Consider the following 21,290-nt stretch of genomic DNA (forward strand, 5'->3'; position numbering starts at 1 on the left):
ACTTAGGCGTCGTCGTCGTTGCCTTCGCTGTCTGTTTCAGGCGCAGCAGCTTTGGGGAGTTCAACAATGAGGTCGTCTACCCGCTGCAGACCACGGGGAAGTTTGTTGCCCCGGCGTCCCCGCTCACCCTGGTAATGCTCAAGGTCAGCCGGTGACAGTGTCATGCTGCGCTTGCCAGCAACCACTTTCACCGATGCGCCGTCAGGTACAACGGCTAAACAGCACACAAACTCTTCACGGGTTTGTGCTTTCGCTGATGGGATATTAATGATTTTATTGCCTTTTCCTTTCGCAAGGCTGGGTAAATCCCGTAATGGGAACAGCAACATACGCCCTTCATTAGAAATGGCTAAGCACCAGTCGGATTCAATATCATTTACCCGTTGCGGCGTAATCACTTTGGCTGCGGAGGGTAAACTTAAGAACGCTTTACCGGCTTTATTTTTGCTGATCATATCCGCAAATTTGCCGACGAATCCGTAACCGGCATCAGATGCAATGAGATATCGCTGCTCATCATCACCCATGAGTACATCAGTAAACTGTTCTCCTCCCACTACACTGAAGCGCCCGGTCAGCGGTTCCCCCTGACTGCGGGCAGAAGGCAGACCATGGGCGTCACAGGAGAATGCGCGGCCCGAAGTATCTAAAAACACCGCAGGCTGATTGCTCCGGCCTTTCGCGCTCGCCAGAAATCCGTCACCGGCTTTGTAGCTTAGCCCTTCTGCGTCTACGTCATGACCTTTGGCGCATCGTGCCCAGCCTTTTTCCGACAGAACTACTGTTACCGCTTCGGACGGGATAAGCTCTTTTTCAGACAGGGCTTTGGCTTCGCCACGCTCTACCAGCGGCGAACGGCGATCATCACCGTACTTCTCAGCATCAGCCAGAATTTCTTTCTTAATCAGCGTCTTTAAGCGGCGATCAGAGCCCAGTAAGGTTTCCAGTTTCTTGCGCTCCTCTTCCAGCTCATCCTGCTCACCTTTAATTTTCATCTCTTCTAACTTGGCGAGGTGACGTAATTTCAGTTCCAGAATGGCTTCTGCCTGCTTATCAGACAGTGAGAACCGGCGCATAAGCTCTGCTTTCGGCTCATCAAAGGTACGGATGATCTCAATCACTTCATCGATATTTAAGAAGGCAATCATTAAACCTTCTAAAATATGCAAACGCGCCAGCACTTTATCCAGGCGGTACTGAAGACGGCGGGTTACAGTGTCTTTACGGTAAACCAGCCATTCCGCAAGAATAGTGCGCAAATCTTTCACTTGAGGACGGCCGTCAAGACCAATCATATTCAGGTTTACGCGGTAACTTTTCTCTAAATCTGTAGTCGCGAACAAATGCTGCATGAGCTGTTCACTGTCCACACGGTTAGAACGCGGCGTGATAACGAGGCGGGTTGGATTTTCGTGGTCAGATTCGTCACGTAAATCACTTACCATAGGCAGCTTTTTCGCCTGCATCTGCGCAGCAATTTGCTCTAACACTTTGCCGCCGGAGGCCTGGTGAGGCAGCGCCGTAATAACAATGTCGCCACTTTCTTCAGTGTACACAGCACGCATTTTTATTGAACCGCGTCCGGTTTCGTAAATTTTCCGGATGTCTGCCCGCGGGGTAATGATTTCTGCATCGGTTGGGAAATCCGGTCCCTGAACATGCTCCAGTACGTCATTTAATTCGGCTTTGCTGTCATCCAGCAGCATGGCACAGGCATTGGCGACTTCACGCACGTTGTGAGGAGGAATGTCTGTGGCCATCCCTACCGCAATCCCTGTCACGCCGTTTAGCAAAATATGCGGCAAACGTGCAGGTAAAACTTTAGGTTCTTTCAGCGTACCGTCAAAGTTAGGCATCCAGTCTACGGTGCCCTGTCCCAGCTCGTTCAGCAGCACTTCACTGAAACGGGATAAACGGGCTTCTGTATAACGCATGGCAGCAAAGGATTTGGGATCATCCGGTGCTCCCCAGTTTCCTTGTCCGTCTACCAGCGGATAGCGGTATGAAAACGGCTGAGCCATCAGTACCATGGCTTCGTAACAGGCAGAATCACCGTGAGGGTGGAATTTACCTAATACGTCACCCACGGTTCTGGCCGACTTCTTGTATTTTGCCGTTGAACTTAAACCAAGATCAGACATCGCATATATAATGCGGCGTTGAACGGGCTTTAAGCCATCTGCGATATGAGGTAATGCCCGGTCCATGATTACGTACATGGAGTAATTTAAATAGGCATCTTCGGTAAACCGGCGTAGAGGAAGTTGCTCAACCCCATCCCGGTTGATAATGATTTCGTCGCTCATGCGTTATTTTCGTTATGATGTGGTTCACTACTTTTTAGCCATTGTGAGCCAATCCCCGCCGATACGCAATAAGCTGACAAACCGGGCGGTAATTTCATTATTGGAACAAAACGTTGAAGCCGCCTGTTCAGCCTTGCCTGCGGAACACCGCCCGCTCTACACTCGCTTCACTCAGTGACGACTTATTAACGTGGACAGGGATGAAGCCTGAAGCAATTATTCTATGCCTTGCTGTTTCTTTGATGACAGCTTGTGCCGGTGACAGAAGCGTATCTGAAACACAGTCTGTGCAAGGTAAGGCAGCCCCGAAACCACTTTACCGTGACCCCGTTTATGACGGCGCCGCTGATCCTACAGTGATGTGGAATCCTCAAACTTCCAGCTGGTTCATGTTCTACACAAACCGGCGTGCCAATATGCCAGATCCCGAAGGTGTTGAATGGGTTCATGGAACGCCCATCAGTATCGCAGAATCAACGGATGGTGGTGTGACATGGCGCTATAAGCGCAATGCTGTTATCAACTATCCCCACTCCGGTGATAACAGTATTACCTACTGGGCACCGGATGTGTTTTTTCATGAAGAAACCTGGCACATGTATCTCACCATTGTGCCCGGCGTATTTACAGACTGGGCTCATCCCCGCACCATCGCGCATTTCACCAGTACTGACATGCTGTCATGGCATTATGAGTCAACATTGAAGCTGGCCAATGAGAAAGTCATTGATGCCGATGTCATCGCCCTGCCGGATGGTGGCTGGCGCATGTTTTACAACAATGAGCCTGACGGGAAGTCTGTGTACTATGCTGACAGCGACGATTTGTATCACTGGCAGGACAAAGGCAAAGCTCAACTGGCCAGTCGCGGGGAAGGTCCGGTTGCTTTTAAGTGGCAAGGTTACTGGTGGCTGATTGTTGACGCATGGCGAGGGCTGGCGGTTTACCGCTCGAATGATTTAACCCGCTGGGAACAACAAACCGGCTATTTACTGGCGGACCCCGGAACAGGAAAAGACGACGGTATTAACGGCGGCCATCCCGACGTAGTGGTTGAAAATGACCGCGCCTGGCTTTTCTATTTCACCCATGGCGGCAGAGTGGGAGAGAATGCAGGGAAAGACAATGCAGAGTCCAGACGCAGTGTCATTCAGGTCACTGAGTTGCAGTTTGAAGGTAACTGGCTGACTACTGACAGGAATGCGCCTGCGCTTATATCCTTACCGGCAAAATAATTTTGAACCCGCCGGTTCAAATGTGAAATTATTTTTACATACCTGTTTACGCATTGTGAATCCTTGTGATTGAATTTGACTGTACTTTTCAGGATGAATCACAGTGAAACTAACCAATCCATTTGCCGCGAGGCTTGCCGGCCACACCGCTCTTTTTGCAAGCATCATTACCTTCACAGCTTTTTTCCTGGCAAGCTGTGCCAAATCCCCTCCTCCCCAATCCGAACCTGACTATACCGCTTACCTGTTTGCGTCGTTCAGAGGTAATGGTGAAGACGGCTTGCATCTGGCATACAGCAGAGACGGTCTGAATTGGACTGCGTTGAATAACGATTATGCCGTTTTGACACCAGACGTCGGCACGAAGCTGATGCGGGATCCCACGTTAATAAGAGGACCGGAATCTTTTCACATGGTGTGGACCACCGGCTGGGAAGACAAAGGTATTGGTATAGCTCACAGTGATGATTTGGTCACCTGGAGCGACCAGCAGTTTGTCCCAGTGATGTCGTCCTATCCTGCCGCTAAAAATGCCTGGGCGCCGGAAATTTATTATGACGAAACAGAGCAGGAGTTTGTCATCTTCTGGGCATCTACTCTGGCCGGAAAATATCCTAAAACTGAGGCTCAGGCAGATAAGGGCTGGGATCACCGCATCTATGCAACCCGTACGAAAGATTTCGCCGGATTTACCCCCACCACGCTTTTCTATCAGCCGGACTTCAATGTCATTGATGCCAACATTACGGCGCTGGATTCAGGATACGTGATGCTGGTAAAAGACGAGACCCGTTATCCTGCCGCCAAACGCTTGCATACGGCATTCAGTGACAATATCAACGGGCCATGGAGGTTCACTGAATCGTCTTTTTCTCCGGATAGTTTATGGGTAGAAGGCCCGACGACGCTTAAGGTAAAAGACGGTTTCCTGGTGTATTACGATGCCTATATGACACACCGGTTTGGTGCTATGTTCACCAGAGACTTCATTCACTTTGAAGACAGAACGCCTCAGCTTAATTTGCCTGCCGGCACCCGTCATGGTAGTGCTATTCCCATTACCGAAGAAGAACTTCAGACACTGCTTAACGCCCGGGGTGATGACACAACGCACTGGTCAGCAGATTCACTGAAATCAGTGTGCAGTGGTGTACCGTTAACCTGCAAACTGGGGGGCGGCACGGGCAATTACCAGGTCGCAGTTTCCGGCACACTGTCATCAGATATCTACGCAGAGAGCCGCAGAAAAATGTTCACTCCGGCGGTCGCCAGCGATATGTCTGCTAACCCCGGGTCTTCCACTGCTTACTTCGCGGTTAATGTGCGCGACCCGGAAGGCCAGCCCATTCAGGATGTCAGCGAGCCGTCAACGGATGGACTGAACCTTACCTTTATGCAGCCCCTTGATACCATCAGCAGTATTGAAGTGACACCTGTCAGGAACAGCCGCTCTTTGTTTATCATCGGTGATTCAACGGTGTGCGATCAAACACCGCAATGGTCAAAGGCCAGCGAAGATCGCTATACCGGTTGGGGGCAGTTGCTGCCAGCCTGGTTTGCGCCGTCAATGACTGTCATTAACTATGCAGACAGCGGAGAAGGCACCGAAGCATTCTCTGTGCCTGATGGCGTGCTCTGGCAGAAAATGGCGGGACAAATCCAGCCTGATGACTGGGTATTAATCCAACTCGGGCACAACGATAAGAAAACCCCAAAGTCCGTTTACGTGTCACGGATGACCGGATTACTTGAAACCATTCAGGGTAAGGGAGCACATCCGGTTGTAATTTCTCCGATGATCCGCAATCACAATATTCCGCTCACGCAGCAGCACATATACGGCGATCTTGTTGTGCGGGACGTACTGCCTGAAATCACCGCCTCCGCGAATGTACCCTACATTGATTTAATGTCGCTTTCCCATGACTGGGCCACCCGGTTGGGACAGGCTGAAGCACAAACCTATTTTGTGGATGACGATCAGACCCATTCAAACGAGCACGGCGCAGGGATATTCGCACAATTTATAGTGGATGAAATCAGCCGTCAGCAATCAGACCTGGCCAGTTACCTCCGTGTATCGCAACATGACAAAGCAGAGAAATAATATGCCTTATCTATCACGCTTCTTACGCCCCGTTTTCGCGTTCTTCGTTACCAGTGTTTGCGTGGTGTTTTCCTTTACCGCACTGGCAGATGATGAAAAGCATCTGACACCAGCCACCATTTTTATCGCCGGCGATTCCACTGCAGCCACGTATAACAATGCTGATCACCAGGGCTGGGGAGCGGTTTTTCAACAATACTTAGACGACAAACAGGTCACCGTTGATAACCGTGCCAAAGGAGGCCGCAGCACGCGAACCTTTATTGCTGAAGGCTGGTGGGACAAATTACTTAACGATGTGAAGCCGGGGGATATCGTGCTTATCCAGTTCGGTCACAATGATGCCAGCCCCGTCAATGACGACTCCAGAGCCAGAGGGACATTGAAGTCTCTGACTGAAGAATACCGCGACATACACAATTTACTGACCGGCAAAGACGAGCGGGTATTTTCTTTCGGTCACTACATTCGCCAGATGGTGGCAGATGTCCGACAGAAAAAAGCCACCCCTGTTTTACTGTCGCTGACGGCCAGAAATATCTGGCATGGCGATCGTATCGAACGGGGCTCCGGTGAATATGGTGGCTGGATGCACAGTCTGGCCATGGAACTGCATACACCATTTATTGATGTGACCAACGCTGCGGCTGATCAGTTAGAAGCACTGGGCAAGGAAGACACCGCTGCGCTTTATCCAAAGGATCATACTCACTTTCATACGCAGGGGGCAAAGCTTCACGCTGAAGTCGTTGTCGCTGCCATAAAAGGTATGCGCCCGTCTCTTTCACCAGAACTGTATTCAGAAGCCGGTAATGCGGTTACTGCGAACAACTGGACCTTCGTTAATTTACCCGTGGTGCAAAATCAGGCACTTCGCAGTGTGTTTATGGTGGGCGATTCTACTGTCAGAAATGGTCGTGGCGATGGTGCCGGCGGTCAGTGGGGTTGGGGTGATTTCATTGCCGCCGCGTTGCCTGATGCCAATGTGAACTTTGTTAACCGCGCCGTAGGAGGCCTGAGCAGCCGGACTTTCGTCACCGGCGGACACTGGCAACGGGCACTGAATATGATGAAGCCCGGCGATATTGTGCTGTTACAATTTGGCCATAATGATGCCGGCGCGCTTAACGATGACTCCAGAGCACGCGGTACCATTAAGGGCACAGGCATGGAGCAAAAGCGTATTGAGAACATGCTTACCGGCGAACCTGAAGTTGTTCACACCTATGGCTGGTATTTACGTAAGATGATTGGAGAGGCCAAAGCGCAGGGCGTCATCCCGGTAATTTGCTCTCCGGTTCCCCGTAAAAAATGGGAAGACAACGGCTTTCGTACTGCCCGCGCCCGTGACAGCTATCCCCAATGGGCAGAGGCGGTGGCCCGCACTGGCAACACGGCTTTCATCGATTTACACGAATTGGTTGCAAGCGCTTACGACGGTAAACCCCATGAGTTAATCGACAGCTATTTTGGTGATGCCCATACCCACACCAGCAAAGTAGGCGCAGAAGTCACTGCAGCAATAGTCGCTGAGCGCTTAAAACCTATGCTGGGTCTGTAAACATGAGTGCATTGAATATCGGCGTACGCGCCCATGATTTTGGTCAGGGCAGTATCGAGGAAGTTAGCAACCGCATTGGCCAGTATGATGTGTCCTGCGTGCAACTGGCTTTGCCCAAGTCCTTTCCTTTTATGGGACCGGATGCAGGGCGTATTACGCCGGGCTTTGCCAGCAAAGTGAAAAACGCCTTCGCTGCACACAATATCGATATTGCTGTGCTGGGTTGCTACATCAACCCCGTGCATCCGGATAAGCAAATCCGTGAAGCATCGCTGCAATGGTTTGAAGAGCATTTGCAGTTTGCCAGCGACTTCGGTTGCAAAATCGTGGGAACGGAAACCGGCAGTATTAATGCAGATTGCCTCTGGCATCCCGATAATCATTCAGAGAAAGCGTTTGATGAACTGGTTACTTCAGTGAGAAGGCTTGCCCTGACCGCAGAGAAGTTCGGGGTAATCGTCGGTATTGAAGGTGTGGCCCATCACCACATTATTAATACACCGCAACGTTTGTGTCAGTTGCTGGAGGCGGTGGATTCCCCAAACGTCAAAGTGATCTATGATCCGGTAAACTTCTTTCCGGTAAACATGCCTGTCTCTCAGGAGGCTGCCATGGATGAGATGTTTGCAAAGCTTGGACAGCAAATCGTCGCAGTGCACTGTAAAGACTTCATCACTAAAGACCACAAAAAATTCGGGGATTTACCTTCCGGCACAGGTGAGATGAATCACCGCTATCTTTTTGCCTGGCTGGCCAGATTTAAACCGGATATTCAGATCATTCTAGAAAATACATCTGCCGGCAACATCGACAAGGTACTTTCCTTTCTGGATAATCAATTGTAGTTCAACCCTTTTCAAGCGTGTTTGCTCAATCCTCTGTACCCAACCCTCAGGGCAAACACGCAATTTATCCTGTTATTTTTACACCGGCAATTCCCGCGAAACAATTGTAAACCATCCGTCAAAACAGATTTAAAAATCTGTTAGTTTCATATATTGAATTTTTTGTACTTTTCTGAAAATAGTTTTGGCCACTATTGACCGGTAATTTTGACCCCGAAAAGCACGATGACTGACCTGACACACCGGTAAACGACATCAAAACCGCTTATTTTATTACCTTAAAAACCATTATTAATCATAACTTTAAACAAACACCAACCGCTCCCATTTCAATTATGGAACTTTATAGTTAAAAGCTTATTTATCCCTTGACGGCTGATTGTGGATGAAAACGCTTGATTGGAAATGATTGGGCTGTGTTGACGGCTTTTTGGGCCGGGATTACCATCATTTTCGATGTAAACAAAATATTAAAAACATGTACGGAAGACTTACATCGAACTTGGCCGATAACAGCAAATCGAGGTTAAAATGAAAAACTTCAAGGACAACAGAAGAAACACAGGGCAAAACCCTACCCTTGCCCGCAAGCCACTTGCCACACTTATTTCAAACATACTGATTGCAGGATCCTGTGCGTCTCTTTCACTGGCAGCAGTGCCGGCATTTGCACAGCAGAATACCGCTACGCAGCAGGAAGACGCCATTAAGGTGTCCGCTACTGCTAATGCCAATAACGTTGAAACTGCAGAAGCAGAAAATGCGGATGACGAAACAGAAGTTATTGAAGTCAAAGGTATCCGTTTCAGTCAGCGTGGCGCTATCGACCGTAAGAAGATGGCAGGCACCATTATGGACTCTCTTGTAGCTGAAGATGTCGGCCAGTTCCCTGACAAAAACGTGGGTGAAGCCCTGCAACGTATTCCCGGCGTTCAACTTGACCGAGATTTTGGTGAAGGTGCGTCAATCAGTATCCGGGGCGTTGAACCCGGCTTGCTCCGTGTAGAAGTTAACAATGTATCAGCCCAGGGCTTTGGCGGCGACCGTGGTGTCGACTTCCGCGCCATGGCGTCAGAACTCATCCGCTCACTGGATGTAATTAAAGGTTCAGAAGCCCGGCTAACTGAAGGGGGTATCGGTGGTACCGTGCAGGTTAACACCCGTAAACCTAACGAGTTTACTGAGAACTTCCTGTCTGTGAACGCCGAAGGCCAGTACAACGACCTTACAGGCGAGCCCAATAACCGCTTTAACTTTGTTGGCGTATACAAATTTAATGAAGATTTTGGTGTACTGGCGAACGTAACCAGTGAGAAAAAGAACACCATGATCCATGCTATCCGGAATACCGAGTGGATGCTGTTCGATGATTACGACAACACCGCAGAAAAGACGTTCGTGAATCAGGATTTTGCAGATATTACTGACAAAGCAGACTGCGCCACATCCAGTGATCAGGACCTATGTGAGCAACAATGGTATGACTTCTCACCCCGTATCCCCCGCTACGGTATCTGGGGTCGTGAGGAAGACCGGATCAGCGCCAACCTGATGGTACAGTACCGTTTCAATGATCGTTTCCAGACACATGTGGGTTACACCTATAACGACCGTGATAAGACCGCAACTGACCTGAACCTGCACCTGGAATCAGGTTCCGCCGCCCGTGTCGATCCGGCATCTGTAGTGGTTGATGACCAGCACAATGTGACCTATTTTGAGACCATTGCAGCCGGTGTAACCAACCGTACGCTGAATTTCGCCTGGGATCAGACAACGTCTATTTTCGAAACTGGGTTTGAATATGATGCCGATGTGTGGAGCTTAGAAGGCTTGCTCTCCAAATCAGACTCTAAGCAGGACATAGATTCCCGGGATACCCATATTACTGCCGAAGGTCTTGCTGGCATTGCTGTTACACTGAATGATGAAGGCATGCCGGAATGGGATTTCAACGACGGCTATTTTTATAATGCCGATGACCCTACCGATACCTCCGACCGTTTTGATGTAAACGACCCGGGCAGCTACCGCTCACGCTCACGCTATAAATATGCACCGCATACCGATGAATCAGACGAAACCATGGCAAAACTGGATTTCACTTATGTGCCGGATTCAGATTTCATCACTATGGTGCGCTCCGGTGTGCAGTACACGAAACAGGAGCAGATCAACGCCGATTATCAGTACAACATCATTCGTGATGTGGGTCAGGTATATAATGGTGTTGAGTGGACCGTTGATGACCAGATTGCGCTGATCAGCGGCAATACTTTCCAGTCAGATGAGTTGTTTGACGGCTATGATTTACCGGTAAGTACCGTAGGCTCTTATCAGGCCGTTGATACCCAGCCTTTCATCGATGCAATTCAGGCCATTTCGGACGACAACACAACCCGTGAAGATCTCGATGTGCGTTCGGGCAACTACGACGTATCGGTAGAAACCCAAGCCATCTATCTGCAGGGTAACTTCGAGACTTACGTGGGTGAGATGCGTCTTTGGGGTAATGCCGGTGTGCGTTACGTTAAAACGAAAACGGCTGCAAACGGTAACGTTTGGGAACGGATTATTGTTGACCAGGTTGATGAGAATGGTGATGTTCTCACTGACCCAATCACCGGCGAAGACTTAGCAGGTGTGGAAGATCCGGATCATCCGGAGGATTTCGAGGGCCGTAAAACTGTTGACGGTGAATACAGCGACACGCTGCCAAGCATTAACGTGAACCTCGGTATCATTCCTAATGAGCTGGTGCTTTACATGGGTGCAGCAAAAGTCATGTCACGGCCAAAAACCGCCGACTTGAACGTGAACGCTGACTGTACCATTTATAAAACACGACGCTCTGTTGAAGATGATATTCACGATTACTGTACTGCCGGTAACCCCGCTCTGAACCCGTATCGTGCGAATCAGTTTGATATTTCACTGAACTGGTATCCCGATGAGAACTCAGTCATCTCCGGTGCTTACTTCATCAAAGATATCACCAGCTGGATCATTGATGCAGAAACCCGTTTTGACGTGGACTTCTTCGGCGACGGTCGCCTGTTTGATGTGCGCCAGAAAATCAATGGCTCAGGTGTAACCACCAAAGGTATCGAGCTTCAGGCTTCCACCGTATTTACCTGGTTGCCGGCGCCCTTCGACGGCTTCGGTGGTAGTGTGAACTACACCCGCATGTCTGCTGATGATGTTGGTTTGTTCAACCAGTTAAACGGTGAAGAACTGCCCTTCCCGTCACAATCTGAAAACAGCTATAACCTGACGGCCTTCTATGAAACGGATATGTGGAGTATTCGCCTTGCATACAACTATCGCGACGAATACCTGGCATCGCCGGCAGACCGTTCCGGGAACCCCGTCTTCGTTGATGATTCCGGGTATCTGGACGCAAAAATTGTGTACAACGTCACAGAAAACCTGCGCTTATACGCTGACGGTCGTAACTTAACCGGTGAAGTGAAAACTTATACTGCAGGCCCGCACCGTTTATCAGATCTGCAGTGGTCCGGACGTGAGTACGCTGTAGGTGTGACTTACCAGTTCTGATACCGACATAGTTAACTTTGTTACATAAGGCTTCCTGACAGGAAGCCTTTCTTTGTTTACTTACCAGGAGCAACCTTTGGAAACCATCGCATTTGTTATGCAATTACGCCCCGGTTTTGAAGCGGAATATGAAAAACGCCATGATGAAATATGGCCGGAGTTGGTGACGCTATTGAAAGAAGCCGGAATAGAAGACTATTCCATTTTCCTGCATCCGCAAACGCTGCAACTGTTCGCCACACTTAAGCGCCCGGAAAATCACAAAATGGATACCCTGCCAGAGCAGGCAATAATGCAAAAATGGTGGGCGTATATGGGCGACATCATGGACCACAATCCCGATAACAGCCCCGTCAGCGTGCCACTGAAGCCGGTTTTTTATCTCAGGTAGAGCAACACTTGAGATTTCGGTTAGCCGCACCATTTTATTTAAAAATTATTCTTTACGCGGACTCATTTACAGAGTAAAAATGCGCCAAATTCGGGTAAGCCGGATCCTACTCTGCCAGCCAGTCTTGCAGCTTACTTTTTTGTCATTGCCGGAGAACTCAATGGCATTTCAATATCCGCCGGTGAAGAGCTATTTCGACGCTGCATCATGCGATGCTGAGGTTAAGTTTGCCTTCGAAAAAGGGCTGCGTTATGCAGGCCACACTCTTATGGTACCCGAAAAGTTCAGCTACTTTACCCTGCCTCACCTGCATGATCGCTACGTGCTTTTTAATCAGGGTGATGGTTACGACATCGTGTCGAATGTTTGTCTGCACAGACAGGCAAAACTGCTTGAAGGCGCAGGGCGCACACGAAATATAATCTGTAAGTTGCATTGCTGGGGCTATGACAACCTGGGCACGCTGCGTGGCACACCGCAATTTGGCGAAAAGCAAACCGGTGCACTGAAAAAAGAGTCACTGGTGAACTGGCACGGCTTACTCTTCCGCGACCGCGCGCCGGACATGGACTTAGAAGCACTGGGTCTTAGCAGCTACATTAACTTCGATGACTATTTTTTCGCTGATCTGGAAACGGCCCGCTATAATTTTAACTGGAAGACATTCATCGAGATTTACCTGGAAAATTACCACGTATTCTCTATGCACCCGGGTTTAAAACAGTACGTGAAAGCCGATGACCTGCAATGGGAATTTGGCAATGATTTCTCAGTTCAGAAAGTGGGACTGGGACAGGATTTACTGAAAGCAACAACACCTTGCTACCGCCATTTTCAGGATGCGCTGGCTGAGCGCTTCGCCGGCAACCTCCCCCGGTACGGTGCGATTTGGTGCTTTATCTATCCCAACATCATGATTGAGTGGTATCCCGAAGTACTGGTTGTCAGCACCGTGTATCCGGACGGTCCGCGGCACTGTACCAACCATGTAGAGTTTTATTATCCGAAAGCATTCCACGCAAAATCGCCAGAATACTTCACGGCAGAGAAAAACGCCTACATGGAAACCGCTGAAGAAGATGAAGTAGCCTGCACACTGCTGGAAAAAGGTCGTGAAGCGCTTTACCTTTCAGGTGAAGAAGAATTCGGCCCGGTAGACAGTTTTCTAGAAGCCGGTGTTGCCGGTTTTTATGAGTTTTTGACGCCGGCTGAATAGACATGGTGGCAGTAGTTTTCCTGCTACCATTACTGAATGTAACGTTGCTGACCGGCATTTCTGCCTGGCCTTCTATCTTACACAGATAACCTACTTTGTCATAAAGAGCCTGATGACGAATTTTTCCATCCTATTCCTCCAGCGCCCAAATTTTCAAATCGCGGTACTGAAACTTTGTCCACTGCATTTGCCGGAAGCCGAGTTTCCCGTCCTGTAACGGCGGGCCGGTGTCGATGCCGTCTACCACCGGCATATCATCGGTGTAATCGATAACGGTGCGCCCGTTGATTGAAAGTTGAATATGATTCTTATGTTTCACTAAGCGAATATGATTGATGCGGGTCTCTGTTGCCGCTATGCCGGGCTCACCTTGTTGCAGTAACGAGAATGTGTTGTTTTTGCGCAGATTAGCGTATCCCCTTGCCGGATTGTGCGCAGCGTTCGCGTAATAAGAAATATGGTAACTGCGAATATCCCCGTTGGTATATTGGGTGAATGTGCCATCCCTCGGAGCAAGGCTTGCATCAAAAATGTCTTCACCTCGTACGCCTTTTGCGGCAAAAAACACGATAACCAGTCCCGCATCTGTCTTCAGCGCCTGCGCATCCCACTCAGCAATGAAACTGTCAGGCAACGTCTCAGGCATCCAGAACACATGGTGACCCGCTTCGTCGGGCGACCACATTTGCATCCAACCATTCTGAAAGGCTGTCTTGCCCGGACCTTCCATACGCCAGCCCGCCATATCCGTCTCCCGGGATAAGGGGTTTTGATAAATAATGTCGCCTTTTGTCCATTTTTCTTCCACCACCTGCGCACTGGCAGTCATCTCCGGTGATGCATTACCACTACAGCCACAGACCAGTGAAAACAAAGCACCTGCAACAATACACGTTCTGACTGAAACCATACTCCCTCCTTGTGCCATAACACTATTTTTCAAATGTGAAACTCTTTGACGATTCACCGGCAATCACAACCGGTCAAATAGTGTTATTTTCGTTCTCGTATGATAGAAGTTAAACAAAGATTAACAAGCAGTTAATATTTTTAGTTTCAGATTTGGTATAAAAGGAATCTCATGGACAGACGGCAATTCATCGTTAACAGCAGTATGGCGGCGTCCGTACCTTTTGCATTGTCAGCAACAGGTTGTGCTTCAACGGTAGCGGGACAGGCAGCAGGGCAACAGGCAATAAAGCCGGTAACGCGACTGCCCGGTGCACTGAGCTGGCTGGAGGGAGAACAACCCGCTTATCAACCGGGCACCACGTTTGGCTATCCCTGGCCCCGCGGCGAATTACAAGCTGAAACGCCGTTGTCGCTGGTTCATGAATCAGGCACGCAGCTCCCGCTGCAGTCCTGGCCCACCGCTTACTGGCCCGATGGCTCGGTTAAGTGGACTGCGCATGCTATTCCGGCAGACGCCCGATGCGGTGATGCGTGTAAAATAGTGAAAAGTAAACCCGCCACGCCTGCTAAGGCGGTATCCGTTGATGAATCGAATCAGCACATCAATGTAAACACCGGTGTCATACAGTTTTCTGTTCCCAAAAAAGGTTCGTCGTTAATCAGCACGCTCTCCCGCGATGGCAAAGTAACGGGGAAAGACGCCAAACTGGTGGGAATGCGAAAAGCGTCGCCTGATAACGACGCCACCAATGAGCATTTTGAATCTCAAATTCAACAGGTCGTTGTGGAACAAAACGGTCCGGTGCGGGCGGTAATTAAAGTAACCGGCATAAACCGCACTGCATCACAACGTGACTGGCTACCTTTCACGTTACGCATGTATGCTTATGCAGGCGGTGAAACCGTACAACTCACCCATTCATTTATCTTCGACGGAGATGCAGAATCCGACTTTATCAGTGGTTTAGGTCTCAGGTTTAACGTGGTGCAAAGAGACGAGCTTTACAACCGCCACGTTCGCTTAGTGGGCGCAGACAACGGTTTGTGGGGCGAGGCGGTAAGAGGCATCACCGGGCTGCGCCGTGACCCGGGTGAAGCGGTCCGGAAAGCGCAAATTGAAGGTATAGCTCTGCCACCTGAGTCAGAGTGGGATGAACGGGTAACCAGCCGTTTGCATTACATTCCCGTGTGGAACGATGTCACCCTTACCCAGACAACGGCAAACGGTTTCGAAATCCGCAAACGTACCAAAGCCGGGCATGGCTGGATTGGTTCAGATCAAGGGCATCGTGCCAGCGGCGTCGGCTACCTGGGAGGCGTGTCCGGCGGGATCCTGTTTGGCATGCGGGATTTCTGGCAATTACACCCGGTGCAAATTGATTTGCGGGACACCGGTCAGGATGAATCCTCTGCCACTATCTGGTTCTACTCTCCTGAAGCCCCCGCGATGGATTTACGTTTTTACCATGACGGCATGGGTCAGGATACCTACGACAAACAACTCGATGCCCTGAATATTATTTACGAAGACTATGAGCCCGGATTCGGCGATGCTCATGGTATTGCGCGCACCACAGAGTTTACTCTGGCCGTAACCGGCAGTACGCCATCCCGCCAGCAAACTATTGATATGGCAGCGGCAATTCGCGAACCGGCCAGACTGATTGCCGCACCGCAGGACTACCTGGCAGCCAACGTATTCGGCGGCTCCTGGAGCCTACCGGACTCATCAACCCCTGCCATGAAGAAAATTGAAGATCGCCTGGCCTGGCAAGTGGAATATTATGCCGGGCAAGTGGAGCAACGTCACTGGTACGGATTCTGGAACTACGGCGACATTATGCATACCTACGACAGCGACCGGCACGTGTGGCGCTATGACATAGGCGGATATGCCTGGGATAACTCAGAGCTCTCGCCGGACCTGTGGCTCTGGTACTCCTTCCTGCGCACCGGCGATCCCACCACCTTCCATCTGGCTGAAAGAATGACCCGCCATAACCGTGATGTGGACATTTATCACGCAGGCCGCTTTAAAGGATTAGGCACCCGTCACAATGTGCAGCACTGGGGATGCAGTGCCAAGCAAATGCGGATCAGCACCGCGTCTTATCGCCGTTTTCATTATTTCATTACCGGCGATGACCGCACAGGTGATGTGCTCAGCGAAGTGACGGATGCAGATAAAGCGCTGGCCGTGCTCAACCCCACCCGCAAGGTAGAAAGGACAAACCCGATCCCCGGCCTGGCGAAAATGGGAGCCGGCACAGACTGGGGCTCTGCCGCCGCAAACTGGCTGACTGCATGGGAGCGTACCGGCGATGATAAGTACAGAGCACGTCTTGCGGATGCCATGACAGTCATCGGCAATCACCCTCAGGGCTTTTTCGCCGGAGCATTTGGGTATGATCCTGAGAAACAGGCGTTAGTACCCTACCCTGAAGCTGACCCAACCCTGTCTCATTTAAGTTCAGTGTTCGGCCTCATCGAAATGTCCACAGAACTAAATCAGCTCATCGATATTCCGGCTTACCGGGAAGCCTGGCTTAAATACGGCCGGCTTTACAGCGCGCCGGATGAAGAGCAGGAAGCTGCGCTGGGGAAAGTGATGCGCGGCAACAGTCTTACCGTGGCCCACTCGCGGTTAACCGCCTATGTGGCTGCGCAGGAAAATGATCCTGAACTGGCCAGACGCGCCTGGAAAGAATTCAGGCAGGAATGGGGAGGAGAGAAATCCATTGGCACAACCCGGGTAACGGGTCCTGATGTGCTAAACCCCGTTGATGAAGCCGCCTGGGTATCGACAAATGATGCCGCCCAGTGGGGCCTGGCCGCTATTCAGAATCTGGCGCTGGTGAAGTCAGCACTTTCATAGAATGACGCGCTTTCACCGGTAAAGCGCAACAGTGTGTGGAAAAGGTTTGTGTCAGTCAAACCTACCCTTCGGGCGGCAGTTTTGCCGCCCTTTTTTCAACGTCCTTCCTTTTTTGATTTCACTTCGCTGAACCCTCTGTTTCAAATGTGAAATTAATGTCACATATTTTAACATTTCGATGTTAAGCCAATGTAAATCGAGGTAACGTGATTGAAATTGATTATTTCGGTAACGCCGTTACCCGTTTGGTTTTAAAGAAGGACTTATCATGCCTGCATTAGTTAACGACATCGCGTATTCCACCGTCCGGCAGAACATAGACAAACTCATCGATAATCTGGTGAACATCACCGATGAAACCGGAGAATTCTTGCTAAAGCTGGAAGACGGCAGAGTGATAGACACCAAAGGCTGGAATGACTGGGAATGGACCCACGGCATTGGTTTATATGGCTTGCTTAAATATTGGGATATCACCGGCGACGATAAGGCCCGTGAAATTATAGAAGACTGGTTTGCTAACCGCTTTGCAGAAGGCACTCCCACGAAAAACGTCAACACCATGTCGCCGTTCCTGACACTGGCATACATGCAGGAACGCACGGGCAACCGCAGCTACCTGCCGTATCTGGATGTGTGGGCAGAGTGGATCATGGATGGTATTCCACGCACTGAGGAAAATGGTATTCAGCATATTGTTTTCAACTCGGTAAACTACCAGCAAATGTGGGATGACACGCTGATGATGAGTGTTATGCCGCTGGCAAAAATCGGCTTGTTACTCGACCGACCTCACTATGTTGAAGAAGCTAAGCGCCAGTTTATGGTACACACCAAATACCTGGCTGATCGTAAAACCGGACTATGGTTCCACGGCTGGACATTCGACGGCCGTCACAACTTCGCTGACGCACTGTGGGCCCGTGGTAATTGCTGGGTCACCATTGCCATTCCTGAGTTTATAGAGCTGCTGGATCTCCCTGAAACCGACGCACTGCGATTGTTTTTGATTGAAACCCTGGAGGCTCAGGTCAAAGCGCTGGTTGAAACGCAGCATGAAAGCGGTTTGTGGCACACACTGCTGGATGATCCCACTTCTTACCTTGAAGCGTCTGCCGCAGCCGGTTTCGCATACGGCATCTTAAAAGCGGTACGCAAAGGCTACATCAGCGATGAATACCGTCCTTGTGCAGAAAAAGCCATTAAAGCTGTGCTTGAAAACATCGATGAAACCGGCGAGTTACAGCAGGTCTCCTTTGGTACGCCGGTGTTTGACACCTTACAGGGCTACAAGGATATTCCGCTGACGTCGATGCCTTACGGCCAGTCCATGGCGATTCTGGCACTCGTTGAGTACATGAACGCATACATCTGATTGATTTAATCAAGGAGGAGCGCACCATGGCACGACGCGAGCTCAAACCGGTAAACTACGTAGCATACGGCCTCAATGATATTCTCGGGGCCGGCTCCATGGCCGTGATAAGTGGCTGGATATTATTTTTCTATACCACATTCTGCGGCTTGTCAGCCGTTCAGGCCGCCAGTATTTTCGCCATCGCCCGTATACTCGATGCAGTGGCGAGCCCGCTTATTGGTCATATTTCTGATGGATTAGGCAATACTAAACTGGGGCGTCGTTTTGGGCGACGCCGGGTATTTCTTATCTTCTCCATTCCTCTGTTACCCAGCTTTGCATTGATGTGGGTAAGTGGTCAGCATTATCTGTACTACCTCGTGACGTATGTCTTCTTCGAGCTGGTCTACGCGGCGGTCATCATTCCTTATGAAACCCTTGCTGCAGAAATGACAGATGACTATAAGAAAAAGGCTAAACTGGCCGGTGCCCGCATCCTGACGGGTCAGGTGTCAGCCATCCTGGCCGGCATTCTGCCAAGCTGGATAGTCAGTGCAGTTGGCGGCAAAGAGTCAGCCTCCACCTTCTTAATCATGGGTGTCATTTTCTCAGTGCTGTTTATGGTGGTTGTGTTCACCGTATGGCTTTTCACCTGGGAACGTGACGTCAAAGAAGTCGGAGAGCAGGAGCTGACCAAAGGCAAAGGCTGGACGGTTTCCGGCACGCTTAAAGCGCTGTACACCAACCTTACCTCCACTATGAAAATCCGTGCCTTCAGGCTCCACCTGGGGATGTATCTGGGTGGTTACATCAGTCAGGACGTATTTAATGCCGTGTTCACGTATTTCGTAGTTTTCGCTATAGGCGGCTCTGTGGTCATTGCGTCAGAAATGATGGCCGTAACCTATGTTGCACAGCTCTTTGCCGTCGCAGTCGCGATCCCCATGGTGATGAAATTTGGTCCCGCCCCCAGTTACCGGGTTGCCATTTTGCTTTACATCATTGCCATTGTGTCTCTGGTTGCCATGTATATCACCACCGATAACTTCAACTTCATGTGGCTGATGCTGGGCGTCATTGTTGCCGGACTAGGCCGGGGAGCACTGAACTACATACCCTGGAACACATACAATTACATGGCTGATGTGGACCAGATTGTGACCGCCCGACGCCGTGAGGGCAGTTTTGCCGGCGTGATGACCTTTATCCGTAAAGCAACCCAGGCCGTTGCAGTGATGTCAGTGGGTATTATTCTGGAAGCCGGCGGCTTTATTTCCGGTGCAGAAACCCAAAGCAACCAGGCCATTTCCACCATCGTCCTGATGCTCGCCATTGGCCCGGTAGTGGTACTTATTTTCGGCTTTTGGGTCTCGACTAAATTTAAGTTATCCAAAGAAACCCACGAAGTGCTGATGAACGAAATTGAGCACTTAAAGCGCGGAGCAACCACACCGACAAGCGAAGAAAACAAAGCCATTGTCGAAGACTTATCAGGCTTCGCTTACCGCGACTTGTGGGGTAATAACACGGTTGGTATTGCACAGGACAACAGTTCATCAGCGGGGAGTCGTCATGAAAATGCCAATGTGTAAAACATTGCTCACCGCATCGGTTGCCCTGATGGCCGGGGCTTTGTCTCCGGCAGTCAATGCTGAAGACATTCCTAAATCATGGATTGATAAAGACACCGGCCACCGGGTAATACGCCTGTCAGAAGAACCCGGTTCCCGTTCGTTATATTTTCATCAAAATGCCTACAGCGCAGATGGCAACAGCATGGTTATTTCGGTGGATAACCCCAAAGGAATCGCCGTTGTTAATCTGAAAGACGGGACTGTTAAGCGACTGTTTGAAGACCCAGACGCGGGCATATTGTTCATGGGCCCTGCCAGCCGTAATGTATATGTGACCCGTATAGAAGGCGCAGGAAGTGGTGAAGTCGTTGCAAAAAATGAGCTGCAACAGCCCACAGAAGTTCTGGCTATCAATATAGACAATGGCCGGGTCCGGCATGTTGCCACCGTACCGCGGGGAAAAATTCATTCCATCAATAAGGATGAAAGCCTGCTCATCGGTGCATTTGCAGAGCGCGAATACAGCATTGAATCCGGTCCCCGCCACGCCCGTTTCGAAGCCCGTTATGAAGCGACCGGTAAAGACGGCAAACCGCTGACCTTTGCAGAAGCCAAAGAAGTGCGCATTAACGAGCGGCTGGAAGCACGTATTCCCATGGAAATGTTTGTGGTGGATACCCAAACCGGCGAACAACGAACCATACATAAAGCCACTGACTGGCTGAATCACATTCAGTTCTCCCCCGCTGACCCGGACAAAATCATGTTTTGCCATGAAGGCCCCTGGCATAAAGTGGATCGCATCTGGACGATGAATGTGGATGGCAGCCATATTCAAAAAATGCACACCCGCAGCATGAACATGGAAATTGCCGGTCATGAATTCTTTGACCACAGCGGCAGCCGTATTTTCTACGACTTACAAACGCCCCGCGGGGAAGTGTTCTGGTTAGCCAGTGTCGATCTTTCCTCAGGAGAGCGTATCTGGCGGCACATGCCCCGGGACTACTGGTCAGTGCATTTCAACATTTCCCCCGACGGCAAGCTGTTTGCCGGTGACGGTGGCGATGAAGAAATGGTTGCCAGAGCCAAAGACGGTAAATGGATTTATCTGTTCAGGGATGAACCAATAAACGATGTGGCCGGGATCAGTGCCCCTGATGCAGCGTCATTGATTAAACCGGCAACCTTACAGGCAGAGCGTCTGGTCAATATGGCTGACCACGACTACCGCCTTGAACCTAACGTTACCTTTACCCCTGATAACAAGTGGGTGGTCTTCCGTTCCAATATGCATGGCCCGGTGCACGTTTACGCTGTAGAAGCGGCCAAAGCACAACAACCTTAAGGAAA

The 21,290-nt window shown here is 50.2% G+C and carries 13 protein-coding genes; 11 read left to right on the forward strand and 2 right to left on the reverse strand.

From position 1 onward, the window contains the following. Window positions 1-2 precede the first annotated feature (2 nt). Window positions 3-2,306 carry a DNA topoisomerase IV subunit A gene (gene parC / locus ACXAGR_RS03760; RefSeq protein WP_474841487.1) on the reverse strand — a complete coding sequence of 768 codons (2,304 nt, stop codon included), beginning with the start codon at window positions 2,304-2,306 and terminating at the stop codon, window positions 3-5. Between the two features lie 200 nt (window positions 2,307-2,506). Here parC and ACXAGR_RS03765 point away from each other — a divergent pair, with 200 nt between their 5' ends. The 7 genes from ACXAGR_RS03765 to ACXAGR_RS03795 all read left to right on the forward strand — a co-directional run bounded on the left by ACXAGR_RS03765 (window position 2,507) and on the right by ACXAGR_RS03795 (window position 13,219). After that, window positions 2,507-3,541 carry a family 43 glycosylhydrolase gene (locus tag ACXAGR_RS03765; protein ID WP_474841489.1) on the forward strand — a complete coding sequence of 345 codons (1,035 nt, stop codon included), beginning with the start codon at window positions 2,507-2,509 and terminating at the stop codon, window positions 3,539-3,541. A 103-nt stretch (window positions 3,542-3,644) separates the two neighbouring features. After that, window positions 3,645-5,648, forward strand: coding sequence for a GDSL-type esterase/lipase family protein (locus tag ACXAGR_RS03770; protein ID WP_474848214.1), 2,004 nt, complete (start codon window positions 3,645-3,647; stop codon window positions 5,646-5,648). Between the two features lies 1 nt (window position 5,649). After that, window positions 5,650-7,209, forward strand: coding sequence for a rhamnogalacturonan acetylesterase (locus ACXAGR_RS03775; protein ID WP_474848216.1), 1,560 nt, complete (start codon window positions 5,650-5,652; stop codon window positions 7,207-7,209). Window positions 7,210-7,211: 2 nt separating this feature from the next. Continuing rightward, window positions 7,212-8,054 (forward strand): sugar phosphate isomerase/epimerase family protein, encoded by an 843-nt coding sequence (locus tag ACXAGR_RS03780; protein WP_474841495.1) that lies wholly within the window; start codon window positions 7,212-7,214, stop codon window positions 8,052-8,054. A 531-nt stretch (window positions 8,055-8,585) separates the two neighbouring features. Continuing rightward, window positions 8,586-11,612 carry a TonB-dependent receptor gene (locus ACXAGR_RS03785; RefSeq protein ID WP_474848218.1) on the forward strand — a complete coding sequence of 1,009 codons (3,027 nt, stop codon included), beginning with the start codon at window positions 8,586-8,588 and terminating at the stop codon, window positions 11,610-11,612. A 76-nt stretch (window positions 11,613-11,688) separates the two neighbouring features. Continuing rightward, window positions 11,689-12,003 (forward strand): L-rhamnose mutarotase, encoded by a 315-nt coding sequence (rhaM, locus tag ACXAGR_RS03790; protein ID WP_474841499.1) that lies wholly within the window; start codon window positions 11,689-11,691, stop codon window positions 12,001-12,003. A 160-nt stretch (window positions 12,004-12,163) separates the two neighbouring features. Beyond that, entirely contained in the window at window positions 12,164-13,219 is a 1,056-nt protein-coding gene (locus ACXAGR_RS03795; protein WP_474848220.1) for an aromatic ring-hydroxylating oxygenase subunit alpha, read from the forward strand. Between the two features lie 130 nt (window positions 13,220-13,349). Here ACXAGR_RS03795 and ACXAGR_RS03800 read toward each other — a convergent pair whose 3' ends face one another. Further along, window positions 13,350-14,129 carry a DUF1961 family protein gene (locus ACXAGR_RS03800; protein ID WP_474848222.1) on the reverse strand — a complete coding sequence of 260 codons (780 nt, stop codon included), beginning with the start codon at window positions 14,127-14,129 and terminating at the stop codon, window positions 13,350-13,352. A gap of 171 nt (window positions 14,130-14,300) precedes the next feature. On the opposite strand from ACXAGR_RS03800, the gene ACXAGR_RS03805 reads away from it, so the two are divergent. The 4 genes from ACXAGR_RS03805 (at window position 14,301) to ACXAGR_RS03820 (ending at window position 21,285) form a co-directional block, all read left to right on the forward strand. Then, on the forward strand, window positions 14,301-17,006 hold the full coding sequence (locus ACXAGR_RS03805) for an exo-rhamnogalacturonan lyase family protein (RefSeq protein ID WP_474848224.1): 2,706 nt from the start codon (window positions 14,301-14,303) through the stop codon (window positions 17,004-17,006). Window positions 17,007-17,274: 268 nt separating this feature from the next. Further along, a complete protein-coding gene (bglB, locus tag ACXAGR_RS03810) occupies window positions 17,275-18,381 on the forward strand; it encodes a beta-galactosidase BglB (RefSeq protein ID WP_303572053.1) in 1,107 nt (368 codons plus the stop codon). Window positions 18,382-18,407: 26 nt separating this feature from the next. After that, a complete protein-coding gene (locus tag ACXAGR_RS03815; RefSeq protein WP_474848226.1) occupies window positions 18,408-19,955 on the forward strand; it encodes an MFS transporter in 1,548 nt (515 codons plus the stop codon). Then, entirely contained in the window at window positions 19,936-21,285 is a 1,350-nt protein-coding gene (locus ACXAGR_RS03820) for an oligogalacturonate lyase family protein (protein WP_474848228.1), read from the forward strand. Before ACXAGR_RS03815 ends, ACXAGR_RS03820 begins: the two co-directional genes overlap by 20 nt. Window positions 21,286-21,290 lie beyond the last annotated feature (5 nt).

It is taken from the genome of Alteromonas sp. ABH4_457, from assembly GCF_056160625.1.

Bases quoted from the DNA above. Each gene is read 5' to 3' on its own strand.
- ACXAGR_RS03815 (WP_474848226.1), top strand. From the start codon at position 18,408: ATGGCACGACGCGAGCTCAAACCGGTAAACTACGTAGCATACGGCCTC.
- ACXAGR_RS03820 (WP_474848228.1), top strand. From the start codon at position 19,936: ATGAAAATGCCAATGTGTAAAACATTGCTCACCGCATCGGTTGCCCTG.
- ACXAGR_RS03800 (WP_474848222.1), bottom strand. From the start codon at position 14,129: ATGGTTTCAGTCAGAACGTGTATTGTTGCAGGTGCTTTGTTTTCACTG.
- ACXAGR_RS03765 (WP_474841489.1), top strand. From the start codon at position 2,507: ATGAAGCCTGAAGCAATTATTCTATGCCTTGCTGTTTCTTTGATGACA.
- ACXAGR_RS03805 (WP_474848224.1), top strand. From the start codon at position 14,301: ATGGACAGACGGCAATTCATCGTTAACAGCAGTATGGCGGCGTCCGTA.
- parC (WP_474841487.1), bottom strand. From the start codon at position 2,306: ATGAGCGACGAAATCATTATCAACCGGGATGGGGTTGAGCAACTTCCT.
- bglB (WP_303572053.1), top strand. From the start codon at position 17,275: ATGCCTGCATTAGTTAACGACATCGCGTATTCCACCGTCCGGCAGAAC.
- ACXAGR_RS03795 (WP_474848220.1), top strand. From the start codon at position 12,164: ATGGCATTTCAATATCCGCCGGTGAAGAGCTATTTCGACGCTGCATCA.
- ACXAGR_RS03785 (WP_474848218.1), top strand. From the start codon at position 8,586: ATGAAAAACTTCAAGGACAACAGAAGAAACACAGGGCAAAACCCTACC.
- ACXAGR_RS03780 (WP_474841495.1), top strand. From the start codon at position 7,212: ATGAGTGCATTGAATATCGGCGTACGCGCCCATGATTTTGGTCAGGGC.
- ACXAGR_RS03775 (WP_474848216.1), top strand. From the start codon at position 5,650: ATGCCTTATCTATCACGCTTCTTACGCCCCGTTTTCGCGTTCTTCGTT.